The sequence below is a fragment of the Haemophilus parainfluenzae genome, assembly GCF_036288925.1.
Classification (GTDB): Bacteria; Pseudomonadota; Gammaproteobacteria; order Enterobacterales; family Pasteurellaceae; genus Haemophilus_D.
The window spans coordinates 843993-862288 of sequence record NZ_CP127167.1 but is presented as its reverse complement, the minus strand read 5'-3'; the positions used below and the strand labels follow the sequence as shown (position 1 = coordinate 862288).

The 18296-nt window shown below is 42.1% G+C and carries 7 protein-coding genes, 2 tRNA genes and 3 rRNA genes; 3 read left to right on the top strand and 9 right to left on the bottom strand.

The annotated features are described in order from the left end of the window. Positions 1 to 5: 5 nt before the first annotated feature. The 7 genes from yihI to gmhB all read right to left on the bottom strand — a co-directional run bounded on the left by yihI (position 6) and on the right by gmhB (position 6850). The gene (gene yihI, locus QQS40_RS04370) at positions 6 to 563 is read right to left on the bottom strand and encodes a Der GTPase-activating protein YihI (protein WP_289901662.1); all 558 of its coding nucleotides are present in this window, start codon (positions 561 to 563) and stop codon (positions 6 to 8) included. 181 nt (positions 564 to 744) lie between these two features. Next, a 5S ribosomal RNA gene (gene rrf / locus QQS40_RS04365) occupies positions 745 to 860 on the bottom strand. Between the two features lie 149 nt (positions 861 to 1009). After that, positions 1010 to 3900: ribosomal RNA gene (locus QQS40_RS04360) — 23S ribosomal RNA — on the bottom strand. A gap of 245 nt (positions 3901 to 4145) precedes the next feature. Beyond that, a tRNA-Ala gene (locus QQS40_RS04355) sits at positions 4146 to 4221 on the bottom strand. Between the two features lie 53 nt (positions 4222 to 4274). Then, positions 4275 to 4351: transfer RNA gene (locus QQS40_RS04350), tRNA-Ile, on the bottom strand. An 82-nt stretch (positions 4352 to 4433) separates the two neighbouring features. Then, positions 4434 to 5966, bottom strand: a 16S ribosomal RNA gene (locus QQS40_RS04345). The 16S, 23S and 5S rRNA genes sit together here with 2 tRNA genes alongside, the layout of an rRNA operon. A 329-nt stretch (positions 5967 to 6295) precedes the next feature. Then, on the bottom strand, positions 6296 to 6850 hold the full coding sequence (gmhB, locus tag QQS40_RS04340) for a D-glycero-beta-D-manno-heptose 1,7-bisphosphate 7-phosphatase (protein WP_049357206.1): 555 nt from the start codon (positions 6848 to 6850) through the stop codon (positions 6296 to 6298). A 173-nt stretch (positions 6851 to 7023) separates the two neighbouring features. Between gmhB and metN the strand changes: the two genes are divergently transcribed. The 3 genes from metN to QQS40_RS04325 are packed head-to-tail and all read left to right on the top strand — an operon-like array spanning position 7024 to position 9613. After that, on the top strand, positions 7024 to 8061 hold the full coding sequence (metN, locus tag QQS40_RS04335) for a methionine ABC transporter ATP-binding protein MetN (protein WP_049357205.1): 1038 nt from the start codon (positions 7024 to 7026) through the stop codon (positions 8059 to 8061). After that, the gene (locus QQS40_RS04330) at positions 8051 to 8743 is read left to right on the top strand and encodes a methionine ABC transporter permease (protein ID WP_049357203.1); all 693 of its coding nucleotides are present in this window, start codon (positions 8051 to 8053) and stop codon (positions 8741 to 8743) included. The genes metN and QQS40_RS04330 overlap by 11 nt, the downstream gene beginning before the upstream one ends. A gap of 39 nt (positions 8744 to 8782) precedes the next feature. Continuing rightward, positions 8783 to 9613 carry a MetQ/NlpA family lipoprotein gene (locus tag QQS40_RS04325; RefSeq protein WP_049357202.1) on the top strand — a complete coding sequence of 277 codons (831 nt, stop codon included), beginning with the start codon at positions 8783 to 8785 and terminating at the stop codon, positions 9611 to 9613. A gap of 185 nt (positions 9614 to 9798) precedes the next feature. Here the strand turns inward: QQS40_RS04325 and rpoC are convergent, their stop codons facing one another. Continuing rightward, positions 9799 to 14049 carry a DNA-directed RNA polymerase subunit beta' gene (gene rpoC, locus QQS40_RS04320; protein WP_297568313.1) on the bottom strand — a complete coding sequence of 1417 codons (4251 nt, stop codon included), beginning with the start codon at positions 14047 to 14049 and terminating at the stop codon, positions 9799 to 9801. A gap of 123 nt (positions 14050 to 14172) precedes the next feature. Next, positions 14173 to 18201: a DNA-directed RNA polymerase subunit beta gene (gene rpoB, locus QQS40_RS04315; RefSeq protein ID WP_329506376.1), complete on the bottom strand. Its 4029-nt coding sequence runs from the start codon at positions 18199 to 18201 to the stop codon at positions 14173 to 14175. Between the last annotated feature and the right edge of the window lie 95 nt (positions 18202 to 18296).

Genomic DNA, 18296 nt, shown 5'->3' with positions numbered 1-18296 from the left:
GACAATTATCTGAATTGGTTGATATCAATCTTCTCGAAGGTTCGATAGAGATCATCCTCTGTCTCATCTTCATCTTGAATACCCAATTCTTCCATTAACTGAGCAATACGATCTAAACATTCATCCACAAATTGTTGATCAGCTTTACTAATCGTTTTACCTTCATCTAAGGCATCCAGCAATTCATTTAGAATTTCATTATTTTCTAAACGTTCTAACTCAACTTCAGGCGCAAGTTTTTTCGGCTCTTTTACTGCTGGAATTATTATCCCTTTCTCAGGTTTATTCACAAATTCAACAATCAGTGGAACCTTTTTACGACTGCCAATACGCGGATCTTTTTGTTCAACGACTTGATTATGCTTATTTTGCTCAGCGTTACTATGACGAGAACCCGATGCTAAACCTTTATGTTTACGTTTTTTCTTATCTTCTCTTGCTTTAGCATCTAATTCATAACGTGTTAATTTTTTACCTGATAGCTTAGGTGCTTCAGGTTTCTTATCTGATTTACGAATTGGCATAATATCGCTAATTTTACGACTTTTCTTTTTACGAGCCATTTGTGTTATTTATCCTATAAAAAATTTTGGTGATTGTACCATTCCACCTATATTTTCTCATTAAAAGATTTAAACATCTTTTAATAAAACTATTCTGATTTTGACCGCACTTTTAGTTTATTAAACTCAAATCTAAAAACAAAAAACCCCAAGCCATTCAGCTCGGGGTTCTATATTCACTACCTGGCGGTGTCCTACTCTCACATGGGGAAGCCCCACACTACCATCGGCGCATCGGCGTTTCACTTCTGAGTTCGGTATGGGGTCAGGTGGGACCACCGCTCTATCGCCGCCAGGATTATTCCTTTAATAACTTTTCTATTTCTCTCTGCTCCGCTATCTCTAGCGCTCACAACCAAACAAGCTGATTTACCTTCAATACTTTCTCTTTCTTCTCTGAGTTTCGTCTTTGTATCATTTCAACACCCAAAACCCTTGAGCGTTGTATAGTTAAGCCTCTCGGGCAATTAGTACAGGTTAGCTCAACGGCTCACACCGCTTACACATCCTGCCTATCTACGTCTTAGTCTTAAACAACCCTTACAGATTTATAATCTGGGAGAACTCATCTCTTGGCAAGTTTCGTGCTTAGATGCTTTCAGCACTTATCTCTTCCGCACTTAGCTACCCGGCAATGCGTCTGGCGACACAACCGGAACACCAGTGGTGCGTCCACTCCGGTCCTCTCGTACTAGGAGCAGCCCCAATCAATTCTCCAACGCCCACGGCGAATAGGGACCGAACTGTCTCACGACGTTCTAAACCCAGCTCGCGTACCACTTTAAATGGCGAACAGCCATACCCTTGGGACCTACTTCAGCCCCAGGATGTGATGAGCCGACATCGAGGTGCCAAACACCGCCGTCGATATGAACTCTTGGGCGGTATCAGCCTGTTATCCCCGGAGTACCTTTTATCCGTTGAGCGATGGCCCTTCCATTCAGAACCACCGGATCACTATGACCTACTTTCGTACCTGCTCGACTTGTCTGTCTCGCAGTTAAGCTTGCTTATACCATTGCACTAACCTGACGATGTCCGACCGTCATTAGCAAACCTTCGTGCTCCTCCGTTACTCTTTGGGAGGAGACCGCCCCAGTCAAACTACCCACCAGACACTGTCCGAGACCGCGTTTCGCAATCTTCGTTAGAACATCAAACGTTAAAGGGTGGTATTTCAAGGTCGACTCCAACAATACTGGCGTATCATCTTCATAGTCTCCCACCTATCCTACACATCAAAATTCAATGTTCAGTGTCAAGCTATAGTAAAGGTTCACGGGGTCTTTCCGTCTAGCCGCGGGTACACCGCATCTTCACGGCGATTTCAATTTCACTGAGTCTCGGGTGGAGACAGCCTGGCCATCATTATGCCATTCGTGCAGGTCGGAACTTACCCGACAAGGAATTTCGCTACCTTAGGACCGTTATAGTTACGGCCGCCGTTTACTGGGGCTTCGATCAGGAGCTTCTCTTTCGATTACACCATCAATTAACCTTCCAGCACCGGGCAGGCATCACACCCTATACGTCCACTTTCGTGTTTGCAGAGTGCTGTGTTTTTAATAAACAGTTGCAGCCAGTTGGTATCTTCGACCGGTTCAACCTTCGCCCGCGAAGGACTACAATCTACGCCGGCGCACCTTCTCCCGAAGTTACGGTGCTATTTTGCCTAGTTCCTTCACCCGAGTTCTCTCAAGCGCCTGAGTATTCTCTACCTGACCACCTGTGTCGGTTTTCAGTACGGTTTAGTAAAGCCTGTCGCTTAGTGGCTTTTCCTGGAAGTGTGGTATCGGTTACTTCAGCTCCGTAGAGCCTCGTCATCATCTCTCAGTGTTAAAGAAGTTCGGATTTGCCTAAACTTCCCACCTACCAACTTAAACGCACATATCCAACAGTGCGATAACCTAACCTGCTCCGTCCCCACATCGCAGCTTTACCAAGTACAGGAATATTAACCTGTTTCCCATCGACTACGCTTTTCAGCCTCGCCTTAGGGGCCGACTCACCCTGCCCCGATTAACGTTGGACAGGAACCCTTGGTCTTCCGGCGAACGGGTTTTTCACCCGTTTTATCGTTACTTATGTCAGCATTCGCACTTGTGATACGTCCAGCATGCTTCTCAACACACCTTCATCCGCTTACACAACGCTCCCCTACCCAACAGTATTGCTACTGATGCCGCAGCTTCGGTGCTATATTTGAGCCCCGTTACATCTTCCGCGCAGGCCGACTCGACTAGTGAGCTATTACGCTTTCTTTAAATGATGGCTGCTTCTAAGCCAACATCCTAGCTGTCTAAGCCTTCCCACTTCGTTTCCCACTTAATATAGACTTTGGGACCTTAGCTGGCGGTCTGGGTTGTTTCCCTCTCCACGACGGACGTTAGCACCCGCCGTGTGTCTCCTGAGTATCACTCTTCGGTATTCGTAGTTTGCATCGGGTTGGTAATCCGGGATGGACCCCTAGCCGAACAGTGCTCTACCCCGAAGGTGTCCGCTCAAGGCTCTACCTAAATAGATTTCGGGGAGAACCAGCTATCTCCCGGTTTGATTGGCCTTTCACCCCAGCCACAAGTCATCCGCTAATTTTTCAACATTAGTCGGTTCGGTCCTCCAGTTAGTGTTACCCAACCTTCAACCTGCCCATGGCTAGATCACCGGGTTCGGGTCTATACCTTGCAACTAGACGCCCAGTTAAGACTCGGTTTCCTTCGGCTCCCCCTATTCGGTTAACCTCGCTACAAAATATAAGTCGCTGACCCATTATACAAAGGTACGCAGTCACCCTTAAAGGGCTCCCACTGCTTGTACGTACAAGGTTTCAGGTTCTATTTCACTCCCCTCACCGGGGTTCTTTTCGCCTTTCCTTCACAGTACTGGTTCACTATCGGTCAATCAGGAGTATTTAGCCTTGGAGGATGGTCCCCATCTTCAAACAGGATATCACGTGTCCCGCCCTACTTGTCGTTAGCTTAGTACCATGACCTGGACTTCGAGTACGGGGCTATCACCCTGTGTCGCTAAGCTTCCCAGCTTGTTCCTCTGTCTCTGTCATTATCACTAACAGGCTCCTTCGCGTTCGCTCGCCGCTACTAACGAAATCTCGATTGATTTCTTTTCCTCGGGGTACTTAGATGTTTCAGTTCTCCCGGTTTGCCTCACTTACCTATGTATTCAGTCAGTGATAGTAGATTCTTCATCTACTGGGTTTCCCCATTCGGACATCTTGGATTAAACGCCTCTTATCGACTCATCCAAGCTTTTCGCAGATTAGCACGTCCTTCTTCGCCTCTGATTGCCAAGGCATCCACCTTGTACGCTTAGTCACTTAACTATACAACCTCAAAAATTCTTGATGTTGTGTTTTCAACTAAACACTTGATTGCTTTTGTTCAATCAAGATTTTATTCTTACTCAGACTTTTTCTTATCCTTTAAAAGGACTTGAAAGTCTCTTCAGTTTTTCAGCTTGTTTCCTGGTTGTTAAAGAACAGAAATAACATTTTCAGTTATCATCGTTAAATAAATTCATTAAAGTATTTTAAGTGTTAACTTGCTCAATTTACTTAACGATGATAAGTGGTGGAGATAAGCGGGATCGAACCGCTGACCTCCTGCGTGCAAGGCAGGCGCTCTCCCAGCTGAGCTATATCCCCATATCATCGTTTATTTACCACCCTATTCACCTTCATCACTCACTCAGTTTGAGTGGTGGGTCTGAGTGGACTTGAACCACCGACCTCACCCTTATCAGGGGTGCGCTCTAACCACCTGAGCTACAGACCCAAGGGAATAACGGCTTTCTGCTCGATATTGTCTACAATATATCAATCAATCTGTGTGGACACTTATTGTCTCTCATTTTTAGTAAGGAGGTGATCCAACCGCAGGTTCCCTACGGTTACCTTGTTACGACTTCACCCCAGTCATGAATCATACCGTGGTAAACGCCCTCCAAAAGGTTAAGCTATCTACTTCTGGTACAACCCACTCCCATGGTGTGACGGGCGGTGTGTACAAGGCCCGGAACGTATTCACCGCAACATTCTGATTTGCGATTACTAGCGATTCCGACTTCATGGAGTCGAGTTGCAGACTCCAATCCGGACTTAGACGTACTTTGTGAGATTCGCTCCAGCTCGCACTCTCGCTTCCTCTGTATACGCCATTGTAGCACGTGTGTAGCCCTACTCGTAAGGGCCATGATGACTTGACGTCATCCCCACCTTCCTCCGGTTTATCACCGGCAGTCTCCTTTGAGTTCCCGACCGAATCGCTGGCAACAAAGGATAAGGGTTGCGCTCGTTGCGGGACTTAACCCAACATTTCACAACACGAGCTGACGACAGCCATGCAGCACCTGTCTCAGAGTTCCCGAAGGCACCATTCCATCTCTGGAATGTTCTCTGGATGTCAAGAGTAGGTAAGGTTCTTCGCGTTGCATCGAATTAAACCACATGCTCCACCGCTTGTGCGGGCCCCGTCAATTCATTTGAGTTTTAACCTTGCGGCGTACTCCCCAGGCGGTCGATTTATCACGTTAGCTACGGGCGCCAAACTCAAAGTTCAACCCCAAATCGACATCGTTTACAGCGTGGACTACCAGGGTATCTAATCCTGTTTGCTCCCCACGCTTTCGCACATGAGCGTCAGTACATTCCCAAGGGGCTGCCTTCGCCTTCGGTATTCCTCCACATCTCTACGCATTTCACCGCTACACGTGGAATTCTACCCCTCCCTAAAGTACTCTAGACTCCCAGTCTGAAATGCAATTCCCAGGTTAAGCCCGGGGCTTTCACACCTCACTTAAAAGTCTGCCTGCGTGCCCTTTACGCCCAGTTATTCCGATTAACGCTCGCACCCTCCGTATTACCGCGGCTGCTGGCACGGAGTTAGCCGGTGCTTCTTCTGTAGTTAACGTCAATTGGCTAGCCTATTAAACTAACCACCTTCCTCGCTACCGAAAGAACTTTACAACCCGAAGGCCTTCTTCATTCACGCGGCATGGCTGCGTCAGGGTTGCCCCATTGCGCAATATTCCCCACTGCTGCCTCCCGTAGGAGTCTGGGCCGTGTCTCAGTCCCAGTGTGGCTGGTCATCCTCTCAGACCAGCTAGAGATCGTCGGCTTGGTGAGCCTTTACCTCACCAACTACCTAATCCCACTTGGGCTCATCCTATGGCATGTGGCCCGAAGGTCCCACACTTTAATCTTTCGATATTACGCGGTATTAGCTACAGTTTCCCATAGTTATCCCCCTCCATAAGCCAGATTCCCAAGCATTACTCACCCGTCCGCCACTCGTCATCAAAGAAGCAAGCTTCTCTATGTTACCGTTCGACTTGCATGTGTTAAGCCTGCCGCCAGCGTTCAATCTGAGCCATGATCAAACTCTTCAATTCAAGTTCAATCGCTCAATACTGCTGACATAAAATGTCACTACTTAATAAAGTATAATGAATTTCTAGTTAGCACCTATTAAGACTTCAAAATTAAAAAATATTTTTAAAACAAGTCAATCAACAAGTGCCCACACAGATTGTCTGATATATTGTTAAAGAGCAAAAAGAACGACGCACTGGCTTTATTACGTTTCACAACAGTGCGTCGTTGTGTGGGGCGTATTATAGATATTTCAGAATTCTTTGCAAGTGCTTTTTTGTAAAAAATGTGATTTTTTTCTTAATTGAATATCTTTTCGTCTATTCGCTCAAAAAATAGATTATTTTTGTTATTTAATTAATCGCTTTGCTATTCTTGGTAAATCTGCAATAGAATCCAAAACATAATCAGCGAGATTCTCTCCTTCTTCTGTAATAGGTTTACCTGTTCGTACTAAAATATTTGTTCTCACGTTTGCGTCAATACCCGCTTTAAGATCTTCAATCTTATCGCCAACCATAATAGATTGCGCAGGATCGATTTTTAGTGCTTTAATCGCCTCTAATAACATGCCTGATTTTGGTTTTCTACATGCACAGTCTTCTTTATATTCGCCTTTCCCTTCCGGGTGATGAGGACAATAGTAGATACCATCTAAATCAATACCACGATCAGCCAATGACCAGTCCATCCATTCTGTAAGCTGCAAAAATTGTTCTTCTGAAAAATATCCACGAGCAATACCTGATTGATTCGTCACTAAAACTAAAAGGTATCCCAGTTCTTTTAGCGCTTTTAGTGCATCAATACTGCCTTCAATAAATTGGAAATCTTCAATTTTATAAACATAACCATGGTCGATATTTAAGGTACCATCTCGATCCAAAAAAATAGCTTTCTTCATATATTTTCTTATTTACCTTCTTCTTAAGGCAAATTATCTCCTTTATCTTCTACATTAGCAATAATAAGTCATAACCAATCAATCTAAAAAAGATCCGTTAACATATTGACATAGCAATCTAGACGTCTAGAATACAGATTAAACTTAGATATTAACTGACGACAAGGGCTTATATGATTAAGCTAAATAATATTACGAAGATTTTTACACTTCCAGATAAAAAACTGACTGCACTTGATAATGTTTCATTACATGTGCCTAAAGGACAGATTTGTGGGGTCATTGGTGCCTCTGGTGCGGGCAAAAGTACGCTGATCCGTTGTGTAAACTTATTAGAAAGACCAACTCACGGTGCCGTAATCATCGATGGCGTAGATTTAACTCAACTTTCTGACGCTGAATTAGTGAAAACACGCCGCCAAATCGGCATGATTTTCCAACATTTTAATTTATTGACCTCTCGAACCGTTTTTGAAAACGTAGCGTTACCACTTGAATTAGAAAATAAATCAAAAGCAGAAATTCAAGAGAAAACAACCGCACTTTTAGCGCTTGTTGGATTAAGTGATAAACATAATGTGTATCCAGCTAATCTCTCAGGCGGCCAAAAACAGCGTGTAGCCATTGCTCGAGCACTTGCAAGTGATCCCAAAGTATTATTATGTGATGAAGCTACTAGCGCATTAGATCCCGCTACAACACAATCCATTCTAAAATTATTAAAAGAAATCAACCGCTCTTTAGGCATTACAATTCTTCTTATTACCCATGAAATGGAAGTAGTTAAACGAATCTGCGATCAAGTTGCAGTAATTGATAAAGGCCGTCTCGTTGAACAAGGCACAGTTAGCGAAATTTTCTCTAATCCAAAAACAAAGTTAGCTCAAGAATTTATTAGTTCTACTTTCCATATCTCGTTGCCAGAAGAATACTTGGAAAATTTATCTCATAGTCCCAAACATGCAAGATCTTACCCAATTATCAAATTTGAATTTACTGGTCGCTCTGTCGATGCGCCACTACTTTCTCAAGCATCGAAAAAGTTTGGTGTCGAACTCAGTATTTTAACTTCACAAATTGATTATGCCGGTGGCGTTAAATTCGGCTTTACTATTGCAGAAGTTGAAGGTGATGAAGATGCAATTACACAAACTAAGGTCTATTTAATGGAAAATAATGTTCGAGTAGAGGTACTAGGCTATGTTCAATGAATTATGGGCAACACTTAGCCAACAATTTCCCGATAATTTTGCTAATTTATTAACGGTATCTACCGTTGAAACAATTTATATGTCGGTCTTATCAACATTAATTGCAGCTTTATTAGGTTTACCATTAGGTTTTTTAACCTTTTTAACCAATAAAGGGGCGATTTTAGAAAGCAAAAAGCTCAATGCGTGTTTAAATGTCATTATTAATATTGGACGTTCAATCCCTTATATTATTTTGTTACTTGCTTTAATTCCGCTTACCAGTTGGTTACTTCCTAGCGGGAGCATTGGTTCTAATGCAGCGATTGTGTCATTAAGTGCGGCGGCAACACCATTTTTTGCTCGCCTAACAAGTAATGCGCTTTTTGAGATTCCAATGGGTTTAACTGAAACCGCAAAAGCAATGGGTGCAACCAATTGGCAAATTATTCGTAAATTCTATTTGCCTGAATCCCTACCTACGCTAATTAATGCTATTACGCTCACTTTCGTGACATTAATTGGCTATACCGCAATGGCGGGAACGCAAGGCGGTGGCGGCTTAGGAAGCCTCGCCATTAACTATGGTGTCTATCGCAATATGCCATCGGTAACTTGGGCGGCAACGATTGTTATCGTGATTATCGTGATGCTCAGTCAAAAATTAGGCGACACGCTCGCAAAACGAGTGGATCACCGTTAATTATTTTCTATAGTATTTTATTCACAACAAGGAAAAAACATGAAATTAAAAAACTTATTTGCTATCACTGCTATTGCGTCAGCATTAGTATTAACAGGGTGTAAAGAAGAGAAAAAAGCAGATGTAGCATCAACTACACCTACTGCAACATCAATCAAAGTTGGTGTAATGGCGGGTCCTGAGCACCAAGTAGCTGAAACTGCTGCAAAAGTCGCAAAAGATAAATACAACTTAAATGTTGAATTTGTTTTATTCAATGACTACGCATTACCAAACACTGCGGTATCTAAAGGTGATTTAGATGCTAACGCAATGCAACACAAACCTTACCTAGATGAAGATGCAAAAGCAAAAAGCTTAAATAACTTAGTGATCGTTGGTAACACCTTTGTTTACCCACTTGCTGGTTATTCTAAAACTATTAAAAATGTAAATGATTTAAAAGAAGGTGCTAAAATCGTTGTTCCAAACGATCCGTCAAACCGCGGTCGCGCATTAATTCTTCTAGAAAAACAAGGTTTAATCAAACTTAAAAATGTTAACGACCTTCTTTCAACTGTAGCTGATATTGTTGAAAATCCGAAAAACTTCAAAATTTCTGAAGTAGATACTTCTGTTGCCGCTCGTGCACTAGATGATGTTGATCTTGCTGTTGTAAATAACACTTATGCGGGTCAAGTTGGTTTAAATGCGCAAGATAACGGTGTCTTCGTAGAAGATAAAGATTCTCCATACGTAAACATCATCGTTGCACGTACTGATAACAAAGACAGCAAAGCGATCCAAGATTTCGTCAAAGCGTACCAAACTGAAGAAGTTTACCAAGAAGCGAAAAAACACTTTAAAGATGGTGTTGTAAAAGGCTGGTAATCTTAGCTTAGAAGTACATATTTCAAAGCCATCCATTAGGGTGGCTTTTTATTGATGAAAAGAAAGTGCGGTCATTTTACAATACTTTTCCAAAAGAAAAATTCATCAAAACCTAACCGCTCTTTCTGTATTAAGATAATAAAAAACCCAAGTTTAAACTTGGGTTTTCTTTTATTGATTAGCGATTACTCTGCATCATCTGCCATATTAAGCATTTCTGCTAAGTTAGCGGTTGCATCATCTGCTGTCATGACAAATTCATCAGCAATTGCTGCTTCATCGTCTTCAGACAATTTAATCACAACATCGTCTACAATACGTTTTTTGTGACGACCTTGGTGATACGCAAAACCAGTACCTGCAGGGATTAAACGACCTACAATTACGTTCTCTTTCAAGCCGCGTAATTCATCACGTTTACCCGCCACCGCAGCTTCAGTAAGCACGCGAGTGGTTTCTTGGAACGATGCCGCAGAAATGAAGGATTCTGTCGCCAATGATGCTTTGGTAATACCAAGTAATTCACGTTCGAATTCAACCGGTGGTTTACCTTCCACTTCACGTTTACGGTTCACAATTTTCACGCGAGCTACTTCAACTTGTTCCCCTTCGAGGAATTCGCTGTCATAAGCTTTCGTAATGACTGCTTTACGTAACATTTGACGTACAATAACTTCGATGTGCTTATCGTTAATTTTTACCCCTTGTAAGCGGTAAACTTCTTGCACTTCGTTTACGATATATTCAGTTACAGCACGAACACCGCGTAAACGTAAGATATCGTGTGGTGTCTCTGCACCATCAGAAATCACGTCACCACGTTCTACCATCTCACCTTCAAATACGTTGAGCTGACGCCATTTTGGAATCATTTCTTCGTAGATTTCACCTTCAGTTGGGGTGATTAACAAGCGACGTTTACCTTTGGTTTCTTTACCGAAGGACACGATACCTGAAATTTCTGCCAAAATAGCAGGCTCTTTCGGTTTACGAGCTTCGAATAAATCAGCAACGCGTGGAAGACCACCAGTAATATCTTTAGTACCTACAGATTCTTGTGGAATACGTGCAAGTGGTTCACCCACTTTCACTTCCGCACCGTCATCTAAACTTACGATTGCTTTACCTGGTAAGAAGTATTGTGCAATAACATCAGTTTCAGGTAAGAAAATATCGTTACCTTTTGCATCAACTAATTTGATGGTTGGACGTAAATCTTTACCTGCTGTTGCACGTTCACCCACGTCTTGTACCACGATAGAAGAAAGACCGGTTAATTCATCCGTTTGACGAGTTACAGTTAAACCGTCCACGATATCAACGAATTTCACAAAACCTGATACCTCAGAGACAACTGGCATGGTATGTGGATCCCAGTTTGCCACTGTTTCACCTGCTGATACTTCTTGACCATCTGCTTTATTCAATACCGTACCGTAAGGCACTTTATAGTGTTCTTTCGTACGACCGAATGCATCGGTTACGGTTAACTCAGTATTACGAGAAGTTAACACTAATTTACCTTCGTCATTCACAACGAATTTTGCGTTAGCAAGGTGTAAAGTACCGTTGTTTTTGATTTGTACGCTAGATTCTTTCGCGGCTGCAGAAGCTGCACCACCGATGTGGAACGTACGCATGGTTAACTGTGTACCTGGCTCACCGATAGATTGAGCAGCGATAACACCCACTGCTTCACCTTGGTTGATGAGGTGACCACGTGCTAAGTCACGACCGTAACATTTCGCACATACACCGAAGTCAGTATCACAAGTTACAACAGAACGTACTTTTACGCTGTCCACTGAGTTTGCATCTAACACATCACAAAGTTTTTCATCTAATAACGTGTTACGTGCAATTAAAACTTCTTCTGTACCTGGTTTATACACATCTTCAGCTACAACACGACCTAACACTAATTCGCGAAGTGGAACTTTCTCATCGCCACCTTCGATTAATGGAGTCATGACTAAGCCTTCGTGTGTACCACAGTCATCTTCAACGATCACTAAGTCTTGTGCTACATCAACTAAACGACGAGTTAAGTAACCCGAGTTTGCTGTTTTTAATGCGGTATCCGCCAAACCTTTACGTGCACCGTGGGTTGAAATAAAGTACTGAAGTACGTTCAAACCTTCACGGAAGTTCGCTGTAATTGGGGTTTCGATGATCGAACCATCTGGACGCGCCATCAAACCACGCATACCTGCTAACTGACGAATCTGAGCTGCAGAACCACGCGCACCAGAGTCAGCCATCATAAAGATACTGTTGAAAGAAGCTTGTTTCTCAGGGTTACCTTCACGGTTGATGACTTCTTCCTGAGATAAGTTTTCCATCATCGCTTTCGCTACGCGCTCATTCGCCGCAGCCCAAATATCGATAACTTTGTTATAACGTTCGCCAGCTGTTACAAGACCAGATTGGAACTGTTCTTGAATTTCTGCCACTTCTTCTTCCGCTGCAGAAATAATTTCATATTTTTTCTCTGGGATAACCATATCATCGATACCCACAGAAGAACCTGAACGTGCAGCGTAAGCAAAACCGGTATACATAATATGGTCAGCAAACATTACTGCTTCTTTCAAACCTAAACGACGATAAGCTTCGTTGATGAGTTTAGAAATTGCTTTTTTACCTAATGTTTGGTTGAACAATAAATAAGGCATGCCTTTCGGCGCGATCATCCATAAGATTGCACGACCGATAGTGGTATCGGTTAATGTGGTTTTCTCTTCTAATTCGCCAGCTTCATTTTTCACATATTCAGTAATACGTACTTTAACACGAGAATGTAACTCCGCTTCACCTGTGCGATACGCTTTTTCAGCTTCGCGCGGATCTTGCAATAACATGCCTTCGCCTTTACCGTTTACTTTTTCACGGGTCATATAATAAAGACCCAACACCACGTCTTGTGATGGAACGATAATTGGATCACCGTTTGCTGGTGAAAGTACGTTGTTGGTTGACATCATTAACGCACGTGCTTCTAACTGCGCTTCAAGTGTTAATGGTACGTGAACCGCCATTTGGTCACCATCGAAGTCCGCGTTGAACGCCGCACAAACAAGTGGGTGTAACTGGATTGCTTTACCTTCGATTAGAAGTGGTTCAAACGCTTGAATACCTAAACGGTGAAGTGTCGGTGCACGGTTCAATAGAATTGGGTGCTCACGAATAACTTCTGCCAAGATATCCCAAACGATCGCGTCTTCACGCTCAACCATTTTCTTAGCCGCTTTAATTGTGGTTGCATAACCACGGCTTTCTAATTTTGCATAGATAAACGGACGGAATAATTCCAATGCCATTTTCTTCGGTAAACCACATTGGTGTAAGTGCAAGTATGGACCTACAGTGATTACAGAACGGCCTGAATAGTCAACACGTTTACCTAATAAGTTTTGACGGAAACGACCTTGTTTACCTTTGATCATATCCGCAAGTGATTTTAATGGACGACGGTTAGAACCCGTAATCGCACGACCACGACGACCATTATCTAATAACGCATCCACAGATTCTTGTAACATACGTTTTTCGTTGCGCACGATAATATCTGGTGCAATTAAATCTAATAAACGTTTTAAACGGTTGTTACGGTTGATCACGCGACGATATAAATCGTTCAAATCAGATGTTGCAAAACGACCACCATCTAATGGTACTAACGGACGTAAATCTGGTGGAAGTACCGGTAATACCGTCATCACCATCCACTCTGGTTTATTACCAGACTGTTGGAAAGCTTCTAATAATTTTAAGCGTTTAGTGATTTTCTTACGTTTTGTTTCAGAGTTAGTTTCTTGTAACTCTTCACGTAATTTTTCACATTCCACTTCAAGATCAATACCTTTAAGTAAATCTTGAATTGCTTCAGCACCCATTTTCGCTTCGAATTCATCTTGCCAACGGTCTTCTGCATCAAGGAATTGTTCTTCAGTTAATAACTGTCCACGTTCCAAATCGGTCATACCCGGTTCGGTCACGATGTACATTTCAAAGTAAAGCACACGTTCAATATCACGTAATGGCATATCAAGTAATAAACCAATACGGGATGGAAGTGATTTTAAGAACCAAATGTGTGCAACTGGACAAGCCAATTCGATATGGCCCATACGTTCACGACGCACTTTAGTTTGTGTAACTTCAACACCACATTTTTCACAAATCACACCACGGTGTTTTAAGCGTTTATATTTACCGCATAAACATTCGTAATCTTTTACTGGCCCGAAAATACGTGCACAGAAAAGACCATCACGCTCAGGTTTGAACGTACGATAGTTGATTGTTTCAGGTTTTTTAACTTCACCAAATGACCACGAACGGATCATGTCTGGAGAAGCTAACCCAATTTTAATCACATCAAAATCTTCACTCGTTTTTGATTGTGCTTTTAAAAACTTAACTAAGTCTTTCACAAATAGTCTCCTGTCGGAGTTAAGGGTTTCAAAGTGTGGTCAAAAATATTTTGTTTTTTAATCGCACTTCGGTGATTTCTTCCTTTTGCTTCCCCTGCGAACAGGGGAAGACCGGTTTGTCGATTACTCTTCGTCTAACTCGATATTCAAACCAAGTGAACGGATTTCTTTCATAATTACGTTGAAAGATTCTGGCGTACCCGGATCCATTTGTTGGTTGCCACCGACAATGTTTTTATACATCTTCGTACGGCCGTTCACGTCATCGGATTTCACGGTTAACATTTCTTGTAAGGTGTAAGCTGCACCATATGCTTCAAGTGCCCATACCTCCATCTCACCGAAACGTTGACCACCGAATTGTGCTTTACCACCAAGTGGTTGTTGAGTAACAAGACTATAAGAACCGGTTGAACGAGCATGCATTTTGTCATCAACTAAGTGGTTCAATTTGAGCATGTACATATAACCTACAGTTACTGGACGCTCGAATTTCTCACCAGTACGGCCATCATATAACGTAATCTGACCTGAAGTTGGTAAGCCACCGAGTTTCAACATTTCTTTGATTTCTTGCTCAGCAGCACCATCAAACACAGGTGTTGCTACCGGTAAACCTTTACGTAGGTTTTCCGCTAAACGCATGATTTCGTCATCGCTAAAGGTGCTTAAATCAACTTTTTGTGCGCCATGACCTAAATCGTATGCTTTTTGCATATAGCCACGAAGTTTCTCAACATCTTGTTTTTGTTTGATCATCGCATTGATTTGATCACCGATACCTTTCGCCGCTAAGCCTAAGTGGGTTTCTAAGATCTGACCGATGTTCATACGAGATGGTACGCCCAGTGGGTTCAATACGATTTCAACAGGTTGGCCATTCTCATCGTATGGCATATCTTCAACTGGGTTAATTTTCGAGATAACACCTTTGTTACCATGACGACCCGCCATTTTATCACCCGGCTGGATGTGACGTTTCACCGCAAGGTAAACTTTAACCACTTTTAACACGCCTGGTGCAAGATCATCGCCTTTAATGATTTTCTTACGTTGTACTTCAAGTTTGTGTTCAAACTCTTTACGTAATTCTTCATATTGCTCAGCAAGCTGTTCTAATTGGTTTTGTTTTTCTTCATCTGAAATGGTTTGTTCTAACCATTTAGTGCGATCCATTTTATCTAACTGAACCGCATCAATACCGCCTGCAATAAGTACATTACGTACACGAGCAAACAAGCCAGCTTCTAAGATTTCTAATTCATCAGAAAGGTCTTTCTTAGCTTGTTTTAACTGCATTTCTTCAATTTCTAATGCACGTTTGTCTTTTTCTACGCCATCACGGGTGAAGACTTGAACGTCAATTACAGTACCACTTACGCTGTTTGGTACACGTAATGAAGAGTCTTTCACATCAGATGCTTTTTCACCGAAGATTGCACGTAACAATTTTTCTTCTGGTGTTAATTGCGTTTCGCCTTTAGGGGTTACTTTACCGACTAAGATGTCACCACCTTTCACTTCAGCACCCACATAAACGATACCTGATTCATCCAATTTGCTTAATGCAGATTCACCTACGTTTGGAATATCCGCAGTGATTTCTTCAGAACCTAATTTAGTATCACGTGCCACACAAGATAATTCTTGAATGTGGATTGTCGTGAAGCGGTCTTGTTGTACAACACGCTCAGAAACTAACATTGAGTCTTCGAAGTTATAACCGTTCCAAGGCATGAACGCCACACGGATATTTTGACCTAATGCTAATTCACCTAAATCTGTTGAAGGACCATCAGCTAATACTTCACCACGGTTAATTGGATCGCCTAAATTCACACAAGGAATTTGGTTGATACAGGTATTTTGGTTAGAACGGGTGTATTTAATTAAGTTATAAATATCGATACCCGCTTCGCCTGCTACAGTTTCGTCTTCATTTACTTTGATAACGATACGAGACGCATCAACGTATTGAACTGTACCACCACGTTTCGCAACAACCGCCACACCTGAGTCAAGTGCGATTGGTTTTTCCATACCTGTACCCACTAACGGCTTATCAGCACGTAAAGTCGGAACTGCTTGACGTTGCATGTTCGCACCCATTAAGGCACGGTTCGCATCGTCATGCTCTAAGAATGGAATTAACGCTGCAGCCACAGATACCACTTGTTGAGTTGAAACGTCCATATAATGAATTTCTTCTGGTTTATAAAGACCAGATTCACCACGCTCACCACGCGCAGTAACGAATGCATCAGTAAAGCGATTGTTCTCATCAAGATTTGAGTTCGCCTGTGCAATGATGTAGTTCGCTTCATCAATTGCAGATAAATATTCGATTTCTTCAGTTACTTGGCCATCAACCACTTTACGATACGGGGTTTCTAAGAAACCATAATCGTTCGTACGAGCAAACGCAGAAAGTGAGTTGATCAAACCGATGTTTGGACCTTCAGGAGTTTCAATTGGACATAAACGACCATAGTGGGTGTTATGTACGTCACGTACCTCAAAGCCTGCGCGTTCACGCGTTAAACCGCCTGGACCTAATGCAGAAATACGACGTTTATGTGTCACTTCTGATAATGGATTGTTTTGGTCCATGAATTGCGAAAGTTGTGAAGAACCAAAGAATTCTTTCACTGCCGCAGAAATTGGTTTTGGATTAATTAAGTCTTGTGGCGTGATCGCATCTAAATCGCCTAAAGATAAACGCTCTTTAACCGCTCTTTCTACACGAACTAAACCAATACGGAATTGGTTTTCTGCCATTTCACCTACGGAACGAATACGACGGTTACCCAAGTGGTCGATATCATCCACTTCACCACGACCATTGCGGATGTCGATGAGTTTTTTCATCACACCAATGATATCGTCGTTACTTAAAATACCCGTCCCCTCGCCTTCAGGAATACCTAACGAGCGATTAAACTTCATACGACCTACTGCAGATAAATCATAACGTTCTGCAGAGAAGAATAAGTTATTGAATAACGCTTCCGAAGATTCGGGTGTAGGTGGTTCACCTGGACGCATCATGCGATAGATTTCATATAATGCACTTATACGATCGTAAGTTGGATCAACACGTAATGTCTCAGAAATATATGGACCATAATCTAAATCGTTAGTAAACAATGTTTCGATGACTTTATAGCCCGCTTGAGATAACTTCGCTAATCCTTCTAATGAAATTTCACTGTTAACTGGACAAATAATCTCTCCAGAATCAAGATCAACGTAATCTTTTGCAGAAACTTTACCAATAATGTATTCCGTTGGCACCTCAACTTGTGTCACATTATCTTTTTCTAATGCTTTGATATGACGAGCTGTAATACGACGACCACGTTCTACATAGACTTTGCCATTTGCTTCGATATCAAATGTCGCCGTTTCACCGCGTAAACGCTCTGGTACTAAGGTCATTAATAATTTATTGCCAGCGATTTCGAACGTTACTTTGTCGAAGAATAAGTTTAAGATTTCTTCAACCGTATAACCTAATGCACGTAAAATAATGGTTGCCGGTAATTTACGACGGCGGTCAATACGTGCATATAAGTTATCTTTTGGATCAAATTCGAAATCCAACCAAGACCCACGGTAAGGGATAATACGTGCGTTATAAAGCACTTTACCTGAAGAGTGTGTTTTCCCTTTATCAGAATCAAAGAATACGCCTGGGCTACGGTGTAATTGTGAAACGATAACACGCTCGGTACCATTGATCACAAAGGTACCATTATCAGTCATCAATGGGATTTCTCCCATGTACACTTCGCTTTCTTTGATGTCTTTTACTGCATGTGATGAAGATTCTTTATCGTAGCTAACTAAACGTAATTTGACACGCAACCCTGCCGCATAAGTGGAACCACGAATTTGACATTCACGTACATCAAACTCTGGCTCTTCTAAACGGTAATCAACATATTGTAATTCTGTATAGCCGTTATTGCTTACGATTGGAAAAACAGAACGGAATGCAGCTTCTAAGCCTTGTTGACCTTCAGGATCTTTTTGAATGAATTTATCAAAAGAATCTAATTGGATAGTTAATAAATAAGGTACATTTAAAACTTGCGGACGTTTGCCGAAGTCTTTACGAATTCGTTTTTTCTCAGTATAGGAGTAACCCATTATTGGTTTTCCTCTGTAAATTTTAGTGAGACCGAGTTGATATAAAAAAAGTGCGGTCAAATTGATTGACGTTTTTTATTTATATCGGAGATTGA

Coding starts and splice junctions, on each gene's coding strand:
- yihI (WP_289901662.1), bottom strand. CDS start 563: ATGGCTCGTAAAAAGAAAAGTCGTAAAATTAGCGATATTATGCCAATT.
- gmhB (WP_049357206.1), bottom strand. CDS start 6,850: ATGAAGAAAGCTATTTTTTTGGATCGAGATGGTACCTTAAATATCGAC.
- metN (WP_049357205.1), top strand. CDS start 7,024: ATGATTAAGCTAAATAATATTACGAAGATTTTTACACTTCCAGATAAA.
- QQS40_RS04330 (WP_049357203.1), top strand. CDS start 8,051: ATGTTCAATGAATTATGGGCAACACTTAGCCAACAATTTCCCGATAAT.
- QQS40_RS04325 (WP_049357202.1), top strand. CDS start 8,783: ATGAAATTAAAAAACTTATTTGCTATCACTGCTATTGCGTCAGCATTA.
- rpoB (WP_329506376.1), bottom strand. CDS start 18,201: ATGGGTTACTCCTATACTGAGAAAAAACGAATTCGTAAAGACTTCGGC.